This window comes from Frigoribacterium sp. CFBP 8754 (assembly GCF_014841815.1).
Lineage (GTDB): Bacteria > Actinomycetota > Actinomycetes > Actinomycetales > Microbacteriaceae > Frigoribacterium > Frigoribacterium endophyticum.
In genome coordinates this window covers 260,598-279,229 of record NZ_JACYUO010000001.1, presented here as the reverse complement: position 1 = coordinate 279,229, position 18,632 = coordinate 260,598, and the positions used below count along the sequence as shown (strand labels likewise).

Sequence of the window (18,632 nt, the reverse complement as noted above, 5' to 3'; positions counted from 1 at the left end):
CCGATCGCGGTCAGGGCGCGACGAGGCGCTCCAGCGCGAGCCGGTCGGGCTTGCCGCTCGGCAGCAGGGGCAGCCGCTCGACGACCACCACCCGGTCGGGCGCGGCGGCGCGGCCCGCCTCGGCCACCACGGCGGCGCGGAGCTCGGCCAGCGTCCCGCCCTCCGGGCCCTCCCCCGCGCGCACGACGACGGGGACCTCGCCCCAGCGCTCGTGCGTCGACCGGACGACGACGGCCCCGGCCCAGCCCGGCAGCTCGCGGACGACCCGCTCGACGGCCCCGAGCGACACCTTCTCGCCGCCCGAGACCACGACGTCGTCGAGGCGCCCGGTCACGGTGAGGAGGCCCTCGTCGCTCACCGTGCCCGCGTCGCCCGTGCGGTACCAACGCCGCCCGTCCCGCTCGACGAACGCGGCGGCCGTCCGGGCCTCGTCGTCGAGGTAGCCCTCGGCGAGCGACGGGCCGGAGAGCTCGACCTGGCCGCCCACGACGCCCACCCGGGCCTGCCCGACCGGACGGCCGTCGTACACGCAGCCGCCGCCCGTCTCGCTCGACCCGTAGGTGCGCACCAGGGGGACGCCGGAGGCGCGGGCCCGGTCGACGACGGAGGCCGGCGTCGCCTGCCCGCCCACCAGCACGGCCGTGAAGCCGCGGAGCGCCGCGGCGACGCCCTCGTCGTGCTCGGCGGCGTCGAGGGCGGTCACCAGCTGCGCGGGTACGAGCGAGGTGTACCGCACCGGGTGCGTGAGGCGGGCGGCCGCCCGGGCGAAGGCCGCGGCGTCGAAGTGGCCGGGCGCGAGCAGCTCCGGCTCGGTGCCGGCGGCGATCGAGCGCACGAGCACGTTCGTGCCGGCCACGTAGTGCGCGGGCAGGGCGAGGAGCCACTGCCCCGGCCCGCCCAGCGCCCCGTCGGCGGCGGCCGCGCCGGCCAGGAGCGCGTCGGTGCCGAGCGCGACCCGCTTGGGCCGGCCGCTCGAGCCGCTCGTCTCGATCACGAGGGCGACCGGCAGCGGCACGGTCGTCGGGAGGTCGGCCGGCACGACGTCGTCCGTCCGCGGGGCGACGGCGGGGCCGCCCGCGAGCGCTGCCCGGAGCGCGAGCAGCACGCGCTCGGGCGAGCGGGCGTCGACCGCGACCAGGGGCCGGGTCATGCCCCGCGCCTCCCCGGCCCCGCCGCCCTCAGTACTGCCACGGGAACGGCGACCAGTCGGGCTCGCGCTTCTCGAGGAAGGAGTCCCGGCCCTCGACGGCCTCGTCGGTGCCGTACGCCAGGCGCGTCGCCTCGCCCGCGAAGACCTGCTGGCCCACGATGCCGTCGTCGGTCGCGTTGAACGCGAACTTGAGCATGCGGATCGCGGTGGGCGACTTCGTGAGCACGACGCGCGCCATCGCCAGCGCCTCCTTCTCCAGGTCGGCGTGGGGCACGACGCGGTTGACCGCGCCCATCTCGTGGGCACGGTCAGCGCTGTACTCCTCGGCGAGGAAGAAGACCTCGCGGGCGAGCTTCTGGCCGATCTGCTTCGCGAAGTAGGCGCTGCCGTATCCGGCGTCGAACGAGCCGACGTCGGCGTCGGTCTGCTTGAACCTGCCGTGCTCGCGGCTGGCGATCGTGAGGTCGCACACGACGTGCAGCGAGTGGCCGCCGCCCGCGGCCCACCCGGGCACCACGGCGACGACGACCTTGGGCATGAAGCGGATCAGCCGCTGCACCTCGAGGATGTGGAGGCGGCCGGCCGAGGCGGGGTCGGCCACGTTCGCCTCGTCGCCCTCGGCCTTGTAGCCGTCGCGGCCGCGGATGCGCTGGTCGCCGCCGCTGCAGAAGGCCCAGCCGCCGTCCTTCGCGCTGGGGCCGTTGCCGGTCAGCAGCACGACGCCGACCCGGCTCTGCTGCCGGGCGTGGTCGAGCGTGCGGTACAGCTCGTCGACCGTGCGCGGCCGGAAGGCGTTGCGGACCTCGGGGCGGTCGATGGCGACGCGAGCCACGCGGCCCTCGACGTCGAGGTGGTACGTGACGTCGGTGAGGTCGGCGAAGCCGGGCACCTCGCGCCACTCGGTCGGGTCGAAGAGGTCGGAGACGGTGTCGTGCATGCCCGCCAGCCTACGACCGGCGGCGGGGACGGGGCCTCGCGCGGGGCCTGCGCTCGGAGCAGGGCCCGGCCGGGAGCGGGCCCTCCGCGACGGCCGCGTCCCCGGCTCGACGGCCCTAGAACTGCGGCAGCGCGCGGCCCAGCAGGTAGACGAAGACGAACGGGTTCGCCAGCACGCAGACCAGCACGGCGGCGACGCCCTGCCAGCGGCCGCGGCGGAGGGCCACGGCGACCAGCGCGACGACCCCGACGACGACCGAGGCGAGCATCGTGACGAGCGCGATCGAGGCGGCCGCGGCGACGAGGTCGGCGGCGAGGAGGCCGACGGCCAGGCCGTCGAGCGCGAGGAGGAGGAGGCCGAGGCCGAGGGTCACGACGCCGAGCCGCCGGCTGCGGGCCGGCTGGGCGGCCTCGTCGTGGGTGGCCTCGTCGAAGACGGTGAGGCCGTCGTCGGCGGCGGCGGAGCCGGGCTGCCCGGAGCGCTGCCGGGCGTCACGGGGCTCGGTCGGGTCGGTCTCGGGAACGGCCATGGTGACCGACCCTAGCGGCCGACCCGGTGACAGACTGGAGACGTGCCGAGCGTCGTACCTGCCGTCCTCCCGCCCGTCGGCGAGCTGCTCGACGGCGCCCACGTGGTGGCCCTCCCGCTGCGCACGCGGTTCCGCGGCATCGTCGTGCGCGAGGCCCTGCTGGTCGAGGGGCCGCGGGGCTGGACCGAGTTCAGCCCGTTCGTCGAGTACCTCCCGGCCGAGGCCGCCACCTGGCTCGCCGCCTCCGTCGACTTCGGCTGGGGCGCCCCGCACGTCGTCCGGGCCGACACCGTGCGCGTGAACGCGACCCTGCCCGCCGTCGGCCCTGCCGAGGTCCCCGGCGTCCTCGCACGCTTCCCCGGCTGCCGCACCGTGAAGGTCAAGGTCGCCGACCGCACCCAGACGCTCGCCGACGACGTCGCCCGCGTCGCCGCCGCCCGCCGGCACGTCGGCCCAGAGGGCCGCGTCCGGGTCGACGCCAACGGCGGCTGGTCGGTCGACGAGGCCGAGGAGGCGCTGCTCGCGCTGGCCCCGTACGCCCTGGAGTACGCGGAGCAGCCGTGCGCCACGGTGCCCGAGCTCGCCGAGCTGCGACGCCGCACGGCCGGCATCGGGGTCATGGTGGCGGCCGACGAGAGCGTGCGTCGAGCCGACGACCCCCTGGCGGTCGCCCGGGCGGGCGCCGCCGACCTGCTCGTGATCAAGGCCCAGCCGCTCGGCGGGATCCGTGCAGCGCTCGAGGTCGTCGAGGCGGCGGGCCTGCCCGTCGTCGTCTCGAGCGCCCTCGACACCTCCGTCGGCCTCAGCACGGGCGCCCACCTCGCGGCGGCGCTGCCCGGCCTCGAGCACGACTGCGGGCTCGGCACGGCCGCGCTGCTGGCGGCGGACGTCACCCGGCAGCCGCTGCTCCCGGTCGACGGGGCGATCGACGTGCGCCGGGTCGAGGTAGACCACGACCTGCTGCGCGAGCACGCCGCCCCCGACGAGAGGGTGCGCTGGTGGCGTGACCGGCTGCGGGCCTGCCACGACGTGCTCTCCGCGACCCGCGACTCCTGAGGGTCCCGGGCAGCGGCCCGCACGGGCCGGCGGTCGGATCAGAGGCCCGAGTAGGCGTGCAGGCCCTTGAAGAACACGTTGACGATCGAGAAGTTGAACATGACGGCCGCGAAGCCGATGATCGACAGCCACGACGAGCGGGCGCCGCGCCAGCCGCGCGTCGCGCGGGCGTGGATGTAGCCGGCGTAGAGCACCCAGATGATGAAGGTCCAGACCTCCTTGGTGTCCCAGCCCCAGTAGCGGCCCCAGGCGCGCTCAGCCCAGACGGCGCCGGCGATGAGGGTGAAGGTCCAGAGCACGAAGCCGACGAGGGCCACGCGGTACGCCAGGTCCTCCAGGCGGTCGGCCGCGGGCAGGGTGTCCATGAAGCGGAGGTTCGCCAGCTTCGCCTGCTCGCGCTTGGTCTGGATCAGCTGCGCGACGGAGAGGCCGGCCGCGATCGCGAAGAACCCGGTGCCGAGGATGGCCACGAGCACGTGGATGACCAGCCAGGCCGACTGCAGCGCGGGCTGCAGCGGCGAGACGGCGACGTAGTAGTTGACCGTGCCGATCGCCAGCAGGATGAGGTTGAGCCCGGTGACGTAGGCGCCGAGGTACGAGATGTCGACGAAGAGCTTCACCACGAGGTAGACGCCGACGATGATCGCCGTGCCGGTCAGCGAGAACTCGAACATGTTGGCCCACGGCACACGGCCCGCGGCGACGCCGCGCATGACGACCGAGGCGACGTGCACGAGCAGGCCGAGCACGAGCAGCGACGTGGCGACGCGCTCGAACTTCGAGGCGCGACGACCGCCGGAGGCGCCGGGCACGTCGCCCCCGCCGGTGACGATGTCGGCACGGTCGAGCACGATGGTGCTGCCCCCGCCGGCGCCCTTGCGGAGCGTGCCGCCCGACGACCCCACCGGGGCGGCCGGGACGGCGACGGCCGAGGCGGCCTGCTGGGCGTCGCCGGAGCGCTTCGCCAGGTCGAGGGCGAAGGTCACGAAGGAGATCGTGTAGATCGCCATCGCCGAGTAGACGGCGACGAGCGAGTAGTAGGCGAGGTCGGCGGTCACGGAGTGATCCTACGTCCGCCGCGCGACGCGGAGGGCCCCGTGTCGTTCGACGTCGAGCCGGGGCGCGACGCCGCCCTCGCCGCCTCGGCGGGCACGCCGAGGGTCGTGAGGTGCGTGCGGGCGACCTCGCCGACGGCCCGGTCGAGCGTCGGGTCCTCCCCGCGCGCGAGGCCGGCGTACTCGAGCCGGAGGCCGGTGCCGGTGGCCGTGGCCGTGGCCTTGACCCAGACGCGGCGACGGGGCACGAAGAGGGCCGTGAGCAGGCCGCCGAAGGTGAGCACGGCGAAGAGCAGCACCCACACCTGCGAGGGGTCGTGGTGCACGTCGAGCGACGCGAAGCGCTTCACGTCGTTGAACGTGATCGTGCCGAGGCCGTTCGGCAGGTCGACCGTCTCGCCCGGGCTGAGCTGGAGGGCCTTCTGGCCGTTCTCCGCCCCCGCGCCGGCGATCTCGGTCATGTCGTCGGTCTTCAGCGAGTAGACCGACTGCGGCACGCCGTCGTCGAGCGCGAGGTCGCCGTCGTAGACGTTGAGGCTCAGCACCGGGTTGAGGAGGTCGGGGTAGCTGGAGGCGAGGATCCCCGAGCCGTCCCCGGTCTCGACCGCCGACGGGTAGAAGAAGCCGATCATGCCGACCTGCTCGGAGAGCCCGTCGGGCACCTTGACGACCCCCTGCGACGTGAGGTTCGCGTCCTGCGGGAGGAAGGGGATCGTGTCGGTGAACGGCTCGCTGCCGTCGGGCGCGGTGACGGTCACGTCGACCGCGTAGCCGTTGCCGAGCAGGTAGACGGTCGAGCCGCCGATGGCGAGCGGGCTGTTGACCTTGATCTGGGTCGACCGCGGGTCGCCGCCCTGCGTCCGGGTGGTGACGTCGGCCGTGTAGTCGGTCGGCTGCCCCAGGGCGTCGGTGTTGGTCTCCTCGTACGTCGTGCGGAACTTGTCGAGCGTGATGTTGTACGGCGACAGCTGCGAGTCGCTGAACCACCGGCCGGGGTTGAACGAGTCGTACGACACGAGCGCGTTCGTGAAGGTCTGGCCCTCGACGATCACGCGCTGGCCGGTGTAGCCGAACCCCCCGCCGACGCCGACCGTGAGCAGCACCCCGACGAGCGCCGAGTGGAAGACGAGGTTGCCGGTCTCGCGGAGGTAGCCGCGCTCGGCGCTGACCGAGTCGCCGAAGACCTCGGTGCGGTAGCCGGCGCGCTTCAGCTGGGCGCGGGCCGCCGTGACGGCGGCGGCGGGGTCGAGGTCGACGCCCGACGCGCCTCCCTCGCCGGCCTCCAGCGTGACCGAGCGGTAGCCGGCCAGGCGGGAGAGCCGCGCGGGCGTCCTCGGCGGGCGGGCCCGGAGCGCCTCGAAGTGGTGCTTCGTGCGCGGGATGATGCAGCCGATCAGCGAGATGAAGAGCAGCAGGTAGACGGCGGAGAACCACGGCGACGAGTAGGTGTCGAAGACGCCCAGCTTGTCGAGCACGGGGAAGAGGTCGGGGTGGTCGGCCCGGTACTGGACCACGCCGTTCGGGTCGGAGGTGCGCTGCGGCACGAGCGAGCCGGGGATCGCCGCCACCGCGAGCAGCATGAGGAGGAAGAGCGCCGTCTTCATGCTCGTCAGCTGGCGCCAGAAGAAGCGCAGGTAGCCGACCAGGCCGAGGCGCGGGTTCGTGACCCCGCCGTCGCGGTCGCCACCGGCGGACGCGGCCGCGTCGCCGGCGGCGGGCTCGGCGGGGGCGACCGAGTCGTAGTGGTCGCTCGGCCTCAGCGGGTCGCCGACGGCGTCGGAGCCGTCGGTGACCTCGGTGCTGTCGACGGCGTCGGGGGTGCCGGTCGCGCCGGGCGCTCGGTCAGACGATCGTGCCATAGCCCGCGATCACCGCCCCGACCTCGGACATCAGCGCGGACCAGAGCCCGGTGACCATGAGAAGACCGATGACCACCAGGACGGAACCTCCGACGATGTTGACGACGCGGATGTGCCGCTTGACGAACGAGATGGAGCGCGACGCCCAGCCGAGGCCGAGGGCGACGAGCAGGAAGGGCACGCCGAGGCCGACGCAGTAGGCCACGCCGAGCAGCACGCTCTGGCCGACCGACCCGGTGTTCAGCGACATCGCCGTGATCGCGGCGAGCGTCGGCCCGACGCACGGGGTCCAGCCGAGGCCGAAGACGATGCCGAGCAGCGGGGCGCCGGCGAGGCCGGTCGCCGGGGTGAAGCCCGGCTTGAGGGTGCGCTGCAGCACCGTGAACTGGCCGATGAAGACGAGGCCGAGCGCGATCACGACGAGCCCCATCACGCGCACGATCAGCTCGCGCCACTGGATCAGCCAGAAGCCGACGGCGCCGAAGGCGAGGTTCGCCCCGACGAACACGACCGAGAAGCCGGCGATGAAGAGGAGCACGCCGATGACCACCCGGCGACGGTCGCGGGCGCGGCCGGCGTCGTCACGGGCGCCGCCGGTCAGGCCGCCGACGTAGCCGAGGTAGCCGGGCACGAGCGGGAGGACGCAGGGCGACAGGAACGAGATGAGGCCCGCCAGCACCGCCACGGGCAGCGCGACGGCCAGCTGCCCGCCGGCGACCGCGTCGAAGAAGGGGTTGCCCTGGTACACCTAGGCCTGCTCGACGACGGCGTCTTTGATCAGCTGGTCGAGGATGCTGGGGCCCTGCAGCCCGCCCAGGATGCGCGCGGCGATGCGGCCCTGCTTGTCGAGCACGATCGTCGTCGGCACGGAGTTCGGGGCGATGGTGCCCGCCAGCGCGAGCTGCACGGTGCCGTCGTTGGTGTCGACGACCGAGGGGTAGGTGACGCCGAACTTCTCGGCGAAGGCGAGCGACGTCTTGGCCTGGTCGCGCACGTTCACGCCGAGGAACTGCACGCCGTCGCCCTCGTGGGCCTCGCTGAGCTGCTGCAGGTCGGGCGCCTCCTGTCGGCAGGGCGGGCAGCTGGCGTACCAGAAGTTGAGCACGACGACCTGGCCGTCGAGGTCGGAGCGCGAGACCTCGTCGCCCGCGTCGGTCGTCGCCGTGAACTCGACCGGGTCGCGTCGCTCGTCGACGGGGACCTCCGTCACGGTGCCCTCGCCGGAGATGTAGTTCTCGGTGCCGCCGTCGGCGTACTGCTGCGCGAGGCCGTCGTTCGCCGACGTGCAGCCGGCGAGGGCGAGGGCGAGCACGGCCGCGGCGGCGAGGCCGCGGACGGTGCGCCGACGCAGGGACGGACGGGTGGTGGACGGGGCCGCGGAGGCCCCGTCGGACGGTGCTCGGGTGGTCACACTGCTCCCAGGTCGACGGCGTTCGCGAGCAAGTCTGCCGCGGGATCCTGATAGCCCACCTCGACGAAGCGGTCGCCGCGGCGCTCGAGGGTCGTCACGCTCGACAGCGAGCAGCGGCGGCGACGCGGGTCGTGGAAGAGGCGCGCGCCGGTGACGCTGCGGTGCACCATCCAGATCGGCAGCTGGTGGCTGACGAGGACGACGTCGCCGCCGTCGACGCTCGACCAGGCCTCGTCGACCGCGGCGAGCATGCGGGCGGCGATGCTGACGTAGGCCTCGCCCCAGCTCGGCTTGAGCGGGTTGACGATCCACGGCCACTCGGCGGGCACGGCCAGCTGCTTCGCGACCGTGAAGTCGCTGCGGCGCCCCTCGTACTTGTTGGTCGGCTCGATGAGGCGCTCGTCGACCTGCACCGGCAGCTCGAAGGCCTCGGCCCACGGAGCCGCGCTCTCGCGCGTGCGCTGCAGCGGGCTGGCGACGATCGCGGCGACCGGGGCGCCCTGCGCCTGCAGCATCGCGGCCGACGAGGCCGCCATGCGGTGGCCGAGCTCGCTGAGCCCGAAGCCCTCGAGTCGGCCGTAGAGGACGTGGTCGGGGTTCTGCACCTCACCGTGGCGCACGAGGTGGATCTGCTGGGCGGGCATGCGCCCCAGTCTAGGTCGGGGCCCGGCGCACACCTCCCACCGGGGAGACCCACAGGAGGCGCGGTGCGGGGCCCGCAGGGACGCCCGCGCACGGTAAACTCGGGCCTCGTGATCGAACGCACCCTCATCAACGACCTCGCTCCCCTCCCCGACGGCACCGTCACGGTGGCGGGCTGGGTCGACACGGTCCGTGACCAGAAGAAGGTGCAGTTCGTCGTCCTCCGCGACGAGTCCGGCGCCGTCCAGCTCGTCCGCCCGCGCACCGCGGCCGACGTCCTCGCCGAGGCGGGCGAGACCGACGAGGTCGCCGACGCGATCTCCGGCCTCTCGCAGGGCAGCTTCGTCACCGTGACGGGCCAGCTCAAGCACGACGAGCGGGTCAAGCTCGGCGGCATCGAGGTGAAGATCGACACCCTCGTCGTCGACAGCCTCGCCGACCCCGAGACCCCGATCGCCGCCGACAGCGGCATCGACAAGCGCATGGACTGGCGCTTCCTCGACCTGCGCGTGCCGCGGAACGCCCTCATCTTCCGCGTGCAGACGACCTTCGAGCACGCCATGCGCACCTACTGGGTCGAGCGCGGGTACATCGAGATCCACACCCCCAAGATCATGGCGTCGGCCAGCGAGTCGAACGCCGAGCTCTTCAAGGTCGACTACTTCGAGGGCAGCGCCTTCCTCGCGCAGAGCCCCCAGTTCTTCAAGCAGATGGCGCAGTCGGCGGGCTTCGGCAAGATCTTCGAGATCGCCCCGGTCTTCCGTGCCGACCCGTCGTTCACCTCGCGGCACGCGACCGAGTACACCAGCGTCGACGCCGAGATCAGCTACGTCGACTCCCACGAGGACGTCATGCAGATGCAGGAGGAGCTCCTGGTCGCCGCGTTCACGGCCGTCGTCGAGAAGCACGGCGCCGAGATCACGGAGCTCTTCGACGTCGAGCTGACCGTGCCCACGACGCCCTTCCCGCGCATCCCCCTGGCCGAGGCGAAGCAGATCGTCGCCGACCGCGGCTACGTCGTGCCCCGCGCCGACGCCGACATGGACCCGGAGGGCGAGCGCCAGATCGCCGCCTACGTGAAGGAGACGTTCGACCACGACTTCGTCTTCCTCACCGACTACGACGCGTCGATCCGGCCGTTCTACCACATGCGCCACGACGACGACCCGCAGCTCACGAAGAGCTACGACCTCATCTACAACGGCACGGAGATCACCACCGGCGCCCAGCGCGAGCACCGCGTCGAGGTGCTCGAGGCGCAGATCCGCGAGAAGGGCATGAAGCCGGAGGAGCTCGGCGGCTACCTCGACTTCTTCCGCTACGGCGCCCCGTCGCACGGCGGCTTCGGCATGGGCCTGGCCCGCGTGCTGATGCTGATGCTGCACCAGCCGAACCTCCGCGAGGTGACGTACCTGTTCCGCGGGCCGACGCGCCTCACGCCGTAGTCGACACCGCCCCGCGGGGCGGAGCGCGACATCGCGACGGGCCCGACGAGAGCGATCTCGTCGGGCCCGTCGTCGTAGGGGGTCGCCGAGCGGTGCGGTGCGGCCGGGACAGCAGCGGCGGAGCGCCGGGGCGTCAGCCCCTCAGAGGACGGCCTTGCGCAGCGCGGTGCGCAGGCGGTCGGGCTCGACGCGCCAGATGGTGTGCACCCGGTCGTCGATGAGGACGACGGGGATCTCCTCCGCGTACTCGTCGCGGAGGGCGGCGTCGTCGAGGATGTTCGTCTCGTCGTAGCCGAGGCCGTGGGCCGCGAACTCCGGCTCAGCGAGCACGGCGTCCAGGGCTGTCCGGGCGTCGTCGCACAGGTGGCAGCCGGGCTTCGTCAGCAGGGACAGGCGGGGAGCACTCACGCCCCGACCCTACCGGCCCCCGCCTCCGCGCATCCCGCGATGTGATGTGCCACCGATCCGCAGCTCCCCTGCTCCCCGCTTCCTCTCCCCTCTGTCGCAATTGCCGACTCACGGCCTCCTGATACGGGAAAATCCACGCCCTGGACGAGTCCAAGCTGCAGATCGGTCGGCATTTGCTGTCACCAACGACGAAGCCGCAGCAGCAGCAGCAGGGAAGGGAAGCAGGAAGCTACGGCGTCGGCGACTGGCCCGCAGGGCCGCGCCCGGCAGGGCGCCGCGCCCGACAGGGCGCCATGGGCACGGAAGTAGGTCGTGAAAAGAAAGCGGCCCCTGGCCCGAAGGGCCAGGGGCACGCGAACAGTTGCGACTACTTCTTGTTGCGACGCTGGTGGCGCGTCTTGCGGAGCAGCTTGCGGTGCTTCTTCTTCGCCATGCGCTTGCGACGCTTCTTGATGACAGAACCCATGTGGACCTCGCTGATTGGACTGGATCGGAACAACCGGGTCCGAAACAGAACCGCGGAAAAATACCTCGGGGCAGTCTACAAGGGCCGGACCCGAATGTCGAAGTGGCGTCAGCCGACGTCGGCGACGCCGATCTGCAGGACGGCCGCGACGGCCGACTCGGGCACCCGGAACGAGCGGCCGAAGCGGATCGCGGGCAGCTCGCCGGAGTGGACCATGCGGTACACGGTCATCCGCGACACGCGCATCATGTCGGCCACCTCGGCCACCGTGAGGAACCTCACGTCTGACAGGTCGTGCGCCACGGGTCCACCTTCGTCGTCGGGCACCGGCAGCGGCAGCTCCCGGGTCGTGGCCACTCTAGGGGCGTGGCCGACCCCGTGCAACGGATCGGTCGTCAGCGGCCGAGGCGCTTGCGGACCGGCTCGATGACCCGCTCGTCGAGGGCGCTCTGGGCGTCGTGCAGGGCCGAGGAGGCGCGGTGCTGCGCGTCCGCGACGGCACGGCCCAGCGTGCTCCCGACGTCGCCCGCGTCGGGGAGGTTCTCGGCCGCCCGGCGGATGGGCGCCGGCATGGCCACCCCCGCCCACGCGGCGAACGCGCCGGAGGCGACGCCGTCGAGCTCGTCTGCGGCGCCCGCACCGAGGAAGGGGATGAGCCAGTCCTCGACGGTCTCGAGCGGGACGGTCTCGATGCCGTAGTAGCGGTGCTGGCCGACCTCGCGGACGTGCACGAGCCCGGCGTCGCGGAGCACGCGGAGGTGCTTCGACACCGTCGGCTGGCTGAGGCCGAGGGCCGTGACCATCTCGCCGACGCTGACGTCGCCGGTGGCCGAGTCGGCCGAGACGTGCGCGTCGAGCAGCACCTTCAGGAGGTCGCGGCGCGTCCCGTCGGCGATCACGCTGAAGATGTCGGGCATGCAGCCACAGTAACGACCACGGCCCCCGAGTACCATGACGACCGTGTCGCGCCCCTCCGTCGCCGATCGGCGCCTGCCCCGTCGAGACCCCCGCAGCCCCGTCGCGCGGCTCTCCGAGTGGATCGACGACATCGGGCGGCACTCGCCGGCGCGGTTCGCCATCATGATCTTCACCGGCCTCATCGTGGTCTTCACGCTCGTCTTCTCGCTGCCGGTCTCGTCGGCCGAGGGCAGCAGGACGCCGTTGGCCGACTCCCTCTTCACCGCCGTCTCGGTCATCTGCGTCACCGGGCTCGCGACCGTCGACATGGCCACGCACTGGTCGCTCTTCGGGCACGTCGTCATCTTCGTCGGGGTGCAGATCGGCGCCATCGGCGTGCTGACGCTCGCGTCGATCATGGGGCTGGTGGTCTCGCGGAAGCTGGGCCTCCGCGCCCGGCTGATGGCCGCCTCCGACAGCAACCCGCTCCGCGTGCACGCGGGCCCGGTGCCCGAGGGCCAGGCCGTGCGGCTCGGCGAGGTGGGCGGGCTGCTCGCCACCGTGGCGCTCAGCTCGGCCGTGATCCAGACCGTCATCGCGCTGCTGCTCATCCCGCGCGTGCTGCTCGACGGCATCCCCCTCGGCGACGCGGTGCTCGACAGCTTCTACTACTCGGCGATGGCCTTCACGAACACGGGCTTCACGCCGAACGCCGACGGGCTCGCCCCGTTCGCCGACGACTACTGGTTCTTGTCGCTGATCATGGTCGGCGTCTTCCTCGGCAGCATCGGGTTCCCCGTCATCTACGCGCTGGCCCGCAACCCCCGCAACCCGCGACGCTGGTCGGTCCACGTCAAGCTCACGCTGGTCACCAGCGGAGTCCTGCTCCTGGCGGGCACCGTCCTCTACATCGTGCTCGAGTTCGACAACCCCGAGACCTTCGGCGACATCGCGGCGGGCCCGACGATCTTCCAGTCGCTCTTCCTCAGCACGATGACGAGGTCGGGCGGGTTCGCGACCATCGACATCTCCGAGCTCAACGGGTCGTCGCTGCTGGTCACCGACATGCTCATGTTCATCGGCGGCGGGTCGGCGTCGACGGCCGGCGGCATCAAGGTGACGACCCTGGCCGTGCTCTTCCTCGCCGCGTTCGCCGAGGCCCGGGGCAACCGCTCGATGGAGGCGTTCGGCCGCCGGATCCCGAGCGACGTCCTCCGCCTGTCGGTCAGCGTGGTGCTCTGGGGCGCGACGATCGTCGCCGTGTCGAGCATCCTGATCATGCACATCACCAAGGAGCCCCTCGACCACGTGCTGTTCGAGTCGATCTCGGCCTTCGCCACCTCGGGCCTGTCGACGGGGCTGACCGACCGCCTCCCCGACTCCGGCAAGTACATCCTCGCGGTCACGATGTGGATGGGCCGCGTTGGTACAGTGACACTCTCCGTCGCCCTGGCCGCCAGCCAGCGACGCCAGCTGTTCACGCGAGCCGAGGAGCGACCGATCGTTGGTTGACAAGATCAAGCACGACGCCCCGGTGCTCGTCATCGGCCTCGGCCGGTTCGGCGCCGCCACCGCCGGCCAGCTCGAGCGACAAGACAGGGACGTGCTCGCCGTCGACACCGACGCGGGCCTCGTGCAGAAGTGGGCCGACCGGGTCACCCACGCGGTGCAGGCCGACGCCCGCAGCATCGACGCGCTCAAGCAGATCGGCGCCCAGGACTTCTCGATCGCGGTCGTCGCCGTCGGCTCGTCGATCGAGGCGAGCGTGCTGATCACCGCGAACCTCGTCGACCTGAAGGTGCCGCAGATCTGGGCGAAGGCGATCAGCCAGTCGCACGGCAAGATCCTGGCCCGCATCGGCGCCAACCACGTCATCTACCCGGAGCGCGAGGCCGGCGAGCGCGTCGCGCACCTCGTCTCGGGCCGCATGCTCGACTACATCGAGTTCGACGACGCCTTCGCGATCGTCAAGATGTACCCGCCGAAGCCGGTGCGGGGAGCCTCGCTCGCGAGCTCGAACATCCGCAAGAAGTACGGCATCACCATCGTCGGCGTGAAGAGCCCGGGAGGCGCGTTCGAGGAGGCGACGCCCGAGACGGTCATCAGCGACCACGACCTCATCATCGTCTCCGGCGACAGCCGGGCGATCGAGCGGTTCGCCGCCCTCGACAGCTGAGGCGCGTCGCGGAGGGCGATCGGGTCGACTCGTCGCCGCACGCCACCGGGGAGCCTGCCGGGCTCGCCGCCCGCCACGCTCAGCTGCCGGCCGCGATCTCCCGGTTGCGGGCCAGCGCGGCCTGCGTCGCACGCTCGAACAGCTCGCGGAGGCCGCCGTCGGCGAGCTCCGCGACCGCCCGCTCGGTCGTGCCGCCCGGGCTCGTCACGCGACGACGCAGCTCCGCCGGGGCCTCGGCGGCCGGCAGCAGGTCGCTCGCGGCGAGCAGCTCGCTCGCCCCGCGGAACGTGCCCTGGACGAGCGTGGCCGCCTGCGCGGGCGTGAAGCCCAGCGCGACCGCCGCCTCCTGCAGCTGCTCGATCAGGTAGAAGACGTAGGCCGGGCCGGAGCCGGAGATCGTGCTGAGGGCGTCGATCTGCTCCTCGGGCACGACGACGACGTCGCCGACCACCTCGAAGACGCGCCGCGCCAGCGCGAGGTCGGACTCGGAGGAGCGGGAGCCGGCGGCCAGGCCCGTGACGGCGAGGCCGACCACGGCGGGCGTGTTCGGCATCGACCGGAGCACGGGCACGTGCTCGGGCAGCGCCGCCTCCATCGTGGCCGTCGTGACGCCCGCGGCGAGGCTGACGACGACCGTGCCGGGCTCGAGGGCCGGGCCGATCTCGCGGAGGAGGTCGACGACCATCCCGGGCTTGACGCCGATCAGCACGACCGACGCCCCGACGACCGCCGAGGCGTTGGCGGTCGGGTCGGTCTCGGTGGCGAGCGAGGTGACCGGGCCGCGGCGGAGCGCGACGGCCTTGGCCTCGGTGCGGTTCGTGACGCGGACGCCGCCCTCGACGACGACGTCGGGCGAGAGCAGACCCGCGAGGATCGCGCCGCCCATCGAGCCGGCGCCGAGGATCGCCGTGGTGGGGAGAGTGGTGACCATCAGGCCATCCTAAGATCGAGCTGAGCACCACGAGGGGATCGGACACCATGAGCACTTCCGGCGGCAACAAGGCGATCTTCGCGGCACTGGCCGCGAACCTCGGCATCGCGGTGACCAAGTTCATCGCCTGGGCCTTCTCCGGGTCGTCGTCGATGCTCGCCGAGGGCGTGCACTCGCTGGCCGACTCCGGCAACCAGCTGCTCCTGCTGCTCGGCGGGCGACGCGCGAAGAAGGCCGCCGACGAGGAGCACCCCTTCGGCTACGGGCGCGAGCGCTTCGTCTTCGCCTTCGTCGTCTCGATCATCCTGTTCAGCGTGGGCGGGGTCTTCTCGCTCTACGAGGGCGTCGAGAAGCTCCGCGAGCCGCACCCGCTCGAGGTGCCCTGGCTGCCCGTGCTCGTGCTCGCGATCTCGCTGGGCCTCGAGGGCTTCTCGCTCCGCACCGCGATCCGCGAGGCACGGCCGTCGAAGGGCAGCCAGAGCTGGGTCTCGTTCATCCGCCGCGCCAAGGCCCCCGAGCTGCCGGTCGTGCTGCTGGAGGACGCCGCGGCCCTCCTGGGCCTCACCTTCGCCATGGTCGGCGTCGTGCTGACCTGGATCACGGGCGACGGGGTCTTCGACGCGATCGGGACGCTCCTCATCGGCGTGCTGCTCGTCGCGGTGGCGGTCGTGCTCGGCATCGAGACGAAGAGCCTGCTGGTCGGCGAGGGCGCCTCGGCCGCCGACGTCGCCGCCATCCGCGCCGCCGTGACCGACGGCCCGGAGGTCGAGTCGATCATCCACATGAAGACCCTGTACCTCGGCCCGGAGGAGCTGCTCGTCGCCGCGAAGGTGGCCATGCCCGGCCGCACGCTGCTCAGCGACGTCGCCGCCGCGATCAACACGGTCGAGTCGCGCGTGCGGGAGGCCGTGCCGATCGCCCGCGTGATCTACGTCGAGCCCGACGTATGGGTGGAGCCGGGCCACGTGGCGCCGGCGACCGACGCGATCGTGATCCGCGCGGCCGACTAGCCGTCGACCCCGGCCCCGGCTGCGGCCGTCGTGCCGGTGCCGGTGCCGTCGTCGGCACGGCGGGCGGCGAAGAAGTCGTCCAGCTGGGCCCGGCACTCGGGCTCGCGGACGCCCGCCACGACCTCGGCGCGGTGCGGCAGCCGGCGGTCGCGGAGGATGTCGTAGACGCTGCCCGCGCCTCCCGCCTTCTCGTCCCAGGCCCCGAAGACCACCCGCGGCACCCGCGCCGCGAGGATGGCGCCCGCGCACATGGGGCACGGCTCGAGGGTGACGACGAGGGTCGTGCCCGTGAGGTGCCAGTCACCCGTGTGGCGGGCGGCGGCCCGGAGCGCCAGGACCTCGGCGTGGGCCGTCGGGTCCTGCGAGAGCTCGCGCTCGTTGCGCCCGGTCGCGATCACGACGCCGTCGGCGTCGAGCACCACGGCCCCGACGGGCACGTCGCCGGAGACGGCGCAGCCCTCCGCCTCGGCGAGCGCGGCCCCCATCCACCGGGCGAGCTCAGGGGGCACGGCGGTCACGGGGCTCCTCGGGTCGACGGGCGTCGGGGGCGGACGACTCCGCTACCGTGGAGCCTATGCGAGTGCACGTAGCGGACCATCCCCTGATCACCCACAAGCTGACCGTGCTCCGCGACGCGAGCACGCCGTCACCGACCTTCCGGGCCCTCACCGAAGAGCTCGTGACGCTGCTGGCCTACGAGGCCACCCGCGGGGTCCGCACCACCCCGATCGAGATCCAGACCCCCGTCGGCCCGACCACCGGGCTGGCCATCAGCCAGCCGCGGCCGCTCGTCGTCCCGATCCTCCGCGCCGGCCTCGGCATGCTCGAGGGCATGACGACGCTGGTGCCGACCGCCGAGGTCGGGTTCCTCGGCATGGTCCGCGACGAGGAGACCCTGCAGCCGACGACGTACGCCGAGCGCCTGCCCGACGACCTGTCGAACCGCCAGTGCTTCGTGCTCGACCCGATGCTGGCGACCGGCGGCTCGCTGATCGCCGCCATCGACTACCTGCTCGAGCGCGGCGCCGTCGACGTGACGGCGGTCTGCCTGATCGCGGCCCCCGAGGGCCTCGCCGCCGTCGAGGCCGCGATGCAGGGCCGCGACGTCAGCATCGTGCTCGGCGCCGTCGACGAGAAGCTCGACGAGAACGGCTACATCGTGCCCGGGCTGGGCGACGCGGGCGACCGCCTCTACGGCCTGGCCTGACCCCGGCGCCGCACCGGCGCCTCCCCCGCTCCCTCTCCGCAGCGCCCGATCCGGCCACGTCACCCGACGTGGCGCACGGATCGGGCGCTTCGTCGTGCTGCCTTGACAGGCCGTGCACGAGTGACAGAAGATCGACCCCATGACTGACAGCGTGTTCATCCCGACCTCCCCCGAGGCCTCCGGGAGCACCGGCATGATGATGCCGAGCGCCGTCGTCCTGTGTCGAATGTGTGCCTGATCAGGTCGCACCTCGCCGAGTCGCCGTGCCGCGCCGAGCGCGCTGCCGAGTTCGCCGCACGACCCTGCTGCTGAACCGCGACTCCCGGATGCACACGCGTCACCACCTCCGACGCGCATCCCCTCGGCCCTGAGCTCCCGCTCGACGGGCCGTCCGCCCCGGCACCGCTGCCCCCCGGCAGAGGCCTCGTCATCGAGGCCCCGGGCACCGACACACACCGAGCACTCCCCCGGCCGACGACGCCCGGGGGCGCGACTCACCTCACGCAAGGACCCCGCGTACCCATGTCCCTCATCCTCGACCGCCCCGTCACCGCCCCCGCCGTCGCCACCAGCCCCGTCGTCACCAGCCCCGTCGGCGCCGCCCCCGTCGGCGTCGCGCCGAGCGGCCGCCCCCTGAGCGCCGCCCCGGTCATCGCTCCGGCTCCCGAGGCGAGCGCCCCCGCCCGGCCCGCCGCCCCCCGGCCCCGCACGGTGCCCGAGGGCACCGAGGCCCGCGGCTTCGCCCTCTACGTCGGCATCGACGAGCTCAAGGCCGCGGAGGCCGACACCGACCTCGGCGAGATCGTCGCGCAGATCAAGGCCCTCGTCGCACGGATCGCCCCCGGCGCCGAGACCCACGCCGCCGTGGCGCTCGCCCCGACCGGCGCCGGCGGCCGCGACGTCGACGTCGTCCGGCTCGCCCTGCACGACCCCTCCGCCCTGGCGGCCCGCCGGCCGACCGTGGAGGACGAGGAGCCCGGCGCCCGCGGGGGCGTCGTCGTCGACATCTCGCGGAAGCGCCTCCTGCTCGACGGCGAGACCGCCCCCCTGACCTACAAGGAGTTCGAGCTGCTGCAGTACCTCGTGCTGCGCGAGGGCCGCACGATCGAGCGCGCCGAGCTGATCTCCGGCCTCTGGTCGGACGACGACGGCGAGGCCCCCAACGAGCGCACGATCGACGTGCACGTGCGTCGGCTGCGGTCGAAGCTCGGGGCCTTCGAGGACATCGTGCGCACCGTGCGCGGCGTCGGCTACCGCTTCGACCGCCACGCCGACGTGTCGATCCGCCACGCGTCGACGCCGTCGCCCGACGTCTTCTGAGGGCCGGGGGTCCCCCTCAGGGGAAGTTCCCAGCAAGATAACGGTTCGGTAACTAGACCTCCGTTACCGCACCGTTATAGATTGACCGCGTTGAGGTTGTTTGCTGTGGCAGCCGACACGGAATGTGATTGCA

The 18,632-nt window shown here is 72.8% G+C and carries 21 protein-coding genes; 7 read left to right on the top strand and 14 right to left on the bottom strand.

Going from position 1 to position 18,632, the window contains the following annotated elements:
* Positions 1-10: 10 nt before the first annotated feature.
* The 3 genes from IFT72_RS01330 to IFT72_RS01320 all read right to left on the bottom strand — a co-directional run bounded on the left by IFT72_RS01330 (position 11) and on the right by IFT72_RS01320 (position 2,616).
* On the bottom strand, positions 11-1,150 hold the full coding sequence (locus tag IFT72_RS01330; RefSeq protein ID WP_192045366.1) for an AMP-binding protein: 1,140 nt from the start codon (positions 1,148-1,150) through the stop codon (positions 11-13).
* A gap of 28 nt (positions 1,151-1,178) precedes the next feature.
* The gene (locus tag IFT72_RS01325) at positions 1,179-2,087 is read right to left on the bottom strand and encodes a 1,4-dihydroxy-2-naphthoyl-CoA synthase (protein ID WP_192045365.1); all 909 of its coding nucleotides are present in this window, start codon (positions 2,085-2,087) and stop codon (positions 1,179-1,181) included.
* A 115-nt stretch (positions 2,088-2,202) separates the two neighbouring features.
* Positions 2,203-2,616: a hypothetical protein gene (locus IFT72_RS01320; RefSeq protein WP_185231750.1), complete on the bottom strand. Its 414-nt coding sequence runs from the start codon at positions 2,614-2,616 to the stop codon at positions 2,203-2,205.
* Positions 2,617-2,658: 42 nt separating this feature from the next.
* On the opposite strand from IFT72_RS01320, the gene IFT72_RS01315 reads away from it, so the two are divergent.
* Entirely contained in the window at positions 2,659-3,672 is a 1,014-nt protein-coding gene (locus tag IFT72_RS01315) for an o-succinylbenzoate synthase (RefSeq protein ID WP_192045364.1), read from the top strand.
* 38 nt (positions 3,673-3,710) lie between these two features.
* On the opposite strand, the gene ccsB is transcribed toward IFT72_RS01315, so the two are convergent.
* The 5 genes from ccsB to IFT72_RS01290 are packed head-to-tail and all read right to left on the bottom strand — an operon-like array spanning position 3,711 to position 8,641.
* On the bottom strand, positions 3,711-4,730 hold the full coding sequence (ccsB, locus tag IFT72_RS01310) for a c-type cytochrome biogenesis protein CcsB (protein ID WP_371741130.1): 1,020 nt from the start codon (positions 4,728-4,730) through the stop codon (positions 3,711-3,713).
* Positions 4,727-6,586 (bottom strand): cytochrome c biogenesis protein ResB, encoded by a 1,860-nt coding sequence (locus tag IFT72_RS01305; RefSeq protein WP_185231746.1) that lies wholly within the window; start codon positions 6,584-6,586, stop codon positions 4,727-4,729. The genes ccsB and IFT72_RS01305 overlap by 4 nt, the downstream gene beginning before the upstream one ends.
* Positions 6,570-7,334: a cytochrome c biogenesis CcdA family protein gene (locus tag IFT72_RS01300; RefSeq protein ID WP_056052949.1), complete on the bottom strand. Its 765-nt coding sequence runs from the start codon at positions 7,332-7,334 to the stop codon at positions 6,570-6,572. The genes IFT72_RS01305 and IFT72_RS01300 overlap by 17 nt, the downstream gene beginning before the upstream one ends.
* Positions 7,335-7,997: a TlpA disulfide reductase family protein gene (locus tag IFT72_RS01295; RefSeq protein ID WP_371741129.1), complete on the bottom strand. Its 663-nt coding sequence runs from the start codon at positions 7,995-7,997 to the stop codon at positions 7,335-7,337.
* Positions 7,994-8,641: a histidine phosphatase family protein gene (locus tag IFT72_RS01290; protein WP_056052943.1), complete on the bottom strand. Its 648-nt coding sequence runs from the start codon at positions 8,639-8,641 to the stop codon at positions 7,994-7,996. Before IFT72_RS01290 ends, IFT72_RS01295 begins: the two co-directional genes overlap by 4 nt.
* A 108-nt stretch (positions 8,642-8,749) precedes the next feature.
* Between IFT72_RS01290 and aspS the strand changes: the two genes are divergently transcribed.
* The gene (aspS, locus tag IFT72_RS01285; protein ID WP_192045363.1) at positions 8,750-10,084 is read left to right on the top strand and encodes an aspartate--tRNA(Asn) ligase; all 1,335 of its coding nucleotides are present in this window, start codon (positions 8,750-8,752) and stop codon (positions 10,082-10,084) included.
* Positions 10,085-10,225: 141 nt separating this feature from the next.
* Here the strand turns inward: aspS and IFT72_RS01280 are convergent, their stop codons facing one another.
* From IFT72_RS01280 to IFT72_RS01265, 4 genes are all read right to left on the bottom strand, one after another.
* The gene (locus IFT72_RS01280) at positions 10,226-10,492 is read right to left on the bottom strand and encodes a glutaredoxin family protein (RefSeq protein ID WP_192045362.1); all 267 of its coding nucleotides are present in this window, start codon (positions 10,490-10,492) and stop codon (positions 10,226-10,228) included.
* A gap of 367 nt (positions 10,493-10,859) precedes the next feature.
* Complete coding sequence (locus IFT72_RS01275; RefSeq protein ID WP_003792170.1) at positions 10,860-10,958, bottom strand: 30S ribosomal protein bS22; 99 nt, start codon at positions 10,956-10,958, stop codon at positions 10,860-10,862.
* Positions 10,959-11,066: 108 nt separating this feature from the next.
* Positions 11,067-11,261, bottom strand: coding sequence for a helix-turn-helix domain-containing protein (locus IFT72_RS16310; protein WP_082514421.1), 195 nt, complete (start codon positions 11,259-11,261; stop codon positions 11,067-11,069).
* Positions 11,262-11,353: 92 nt separating this feature from the next.
* Positions 11,354-11,875 carry a helix-turn-helix transcriptional regulator gene (locus IFT72_RS01265; protein WP_056052936.1) on the bottom strand — a complete coding sequence of 174 codons (522 nt, stop codon included), beginning with the start codon at positions 11,873-11,875 and terminating at the stop codon, positions 11,354-11,356.
* A 43-nt stretch (positions 11,876-11,918) separates the two neighbouring features.
* Here IFT72_RS01265 and IFT72_RS01260 point away from each other — a divergent pair, with 43 nt between their 5' ends.
* Positions 11,919-13,367 carry a TrkH family potassium uptake protein gene (locus IFT72_RS01260; protein WP_371741128.1) on the top strand — a complete coding sequence of 483 codons (1,449 nt, stop codon included), beginning with the start codon at positions 11,919-11,921 and terminating at the stop codon, positions 13,365-13,367.
* Positions 13,360-14,031 (top strand): TrkA family potassium uptake protein, encoded by a 672-nt coding sequence (locus IFT72_RS01255; RefSeq protein ID WP_056052929.1) that lies wholly within the window; start codon positions 13,360-13,362, stop codon positions 14,029-14,031. Before IFT72_RS01260 ends, IFT72_RS01255 begins: the two co-directional genes overlap by 8 nt.
* Before the next feature lie 79 nt (positions 14,032-14,110).
* On the opposite strand, the gene proC is transcribed toward IFT72_RS01255, so the two are convergent.
* Positions 14,111-14,962: a pyrroline-5-carboxylate reductase gene (proC, locus tag IFT72_RS01250; RefSeq protein WP_192045360.1), complete on the bottom strand. Its 852-nt coding sequence runs from the start codon at positions 14,960-14,962 to the stop codon at positions 14,111-14,113.
* A gap of 47 nt (positions 14,963-15,009) precedes the next feature.
* Between proC and IFT72_RS01245 the strand changes: the two genes are divergently transcribed.
* Entirely contained in the window at positions 15,010-15,972 is a 963-nt protein-coding gene (locus IFT72_RS01245) for a cation diffusion facilitator family transporter (protein ID WP_056052924.1), read from the top strand.
* Here the strand turns inward: IFT72_RS01245 and IFT72_RS01240 are convergent.
* A complete protein-coding gene (locus IFT72_RS01240) occupies positions 15,969-16,457 on the bottom strand; it encodes a nucleoside deaminase (RefSeq protein WP_056055640.1) in 489 nt (162 codons plus the stop codon). The two genes, IFT72_RS01245 and IFT72_RS01240, sit on opposite strands and share 4 nt — an antisense overlap.
* 89 nt (positions 16,458-16,546) lie before the next feature.
* Between IFT72_RS01240 and upp the strand changes: the two genes are divergently transcribed.
* Positions 16,547-17,179 (top strand): uracil phosphoribosyltransferase, encoded by a 633-nt coding sequence (gene upp, locus IFT72_RS01235; RefSeq protein WP_056052921.1) that lies wholly within the window; start codon positions 16,547-16,549, stop codon positions 17,177-17,179.
* A 522-nt stretch (positions 17,180-17,701) separates the two neighbouring features.
* Complete coding sequence (locus IFT72_RS01230; RefSeq protein WP_082514249.1) at positions 17,702-18,499, top strand: winged helix-turn-helix domain-containing protein; 798 nt, start codon at positions 17,702-17,704, stop codon at positions 18,497-18,499.
* Positions 18,500-18,632: the final 133 nt, after the last annotated feature.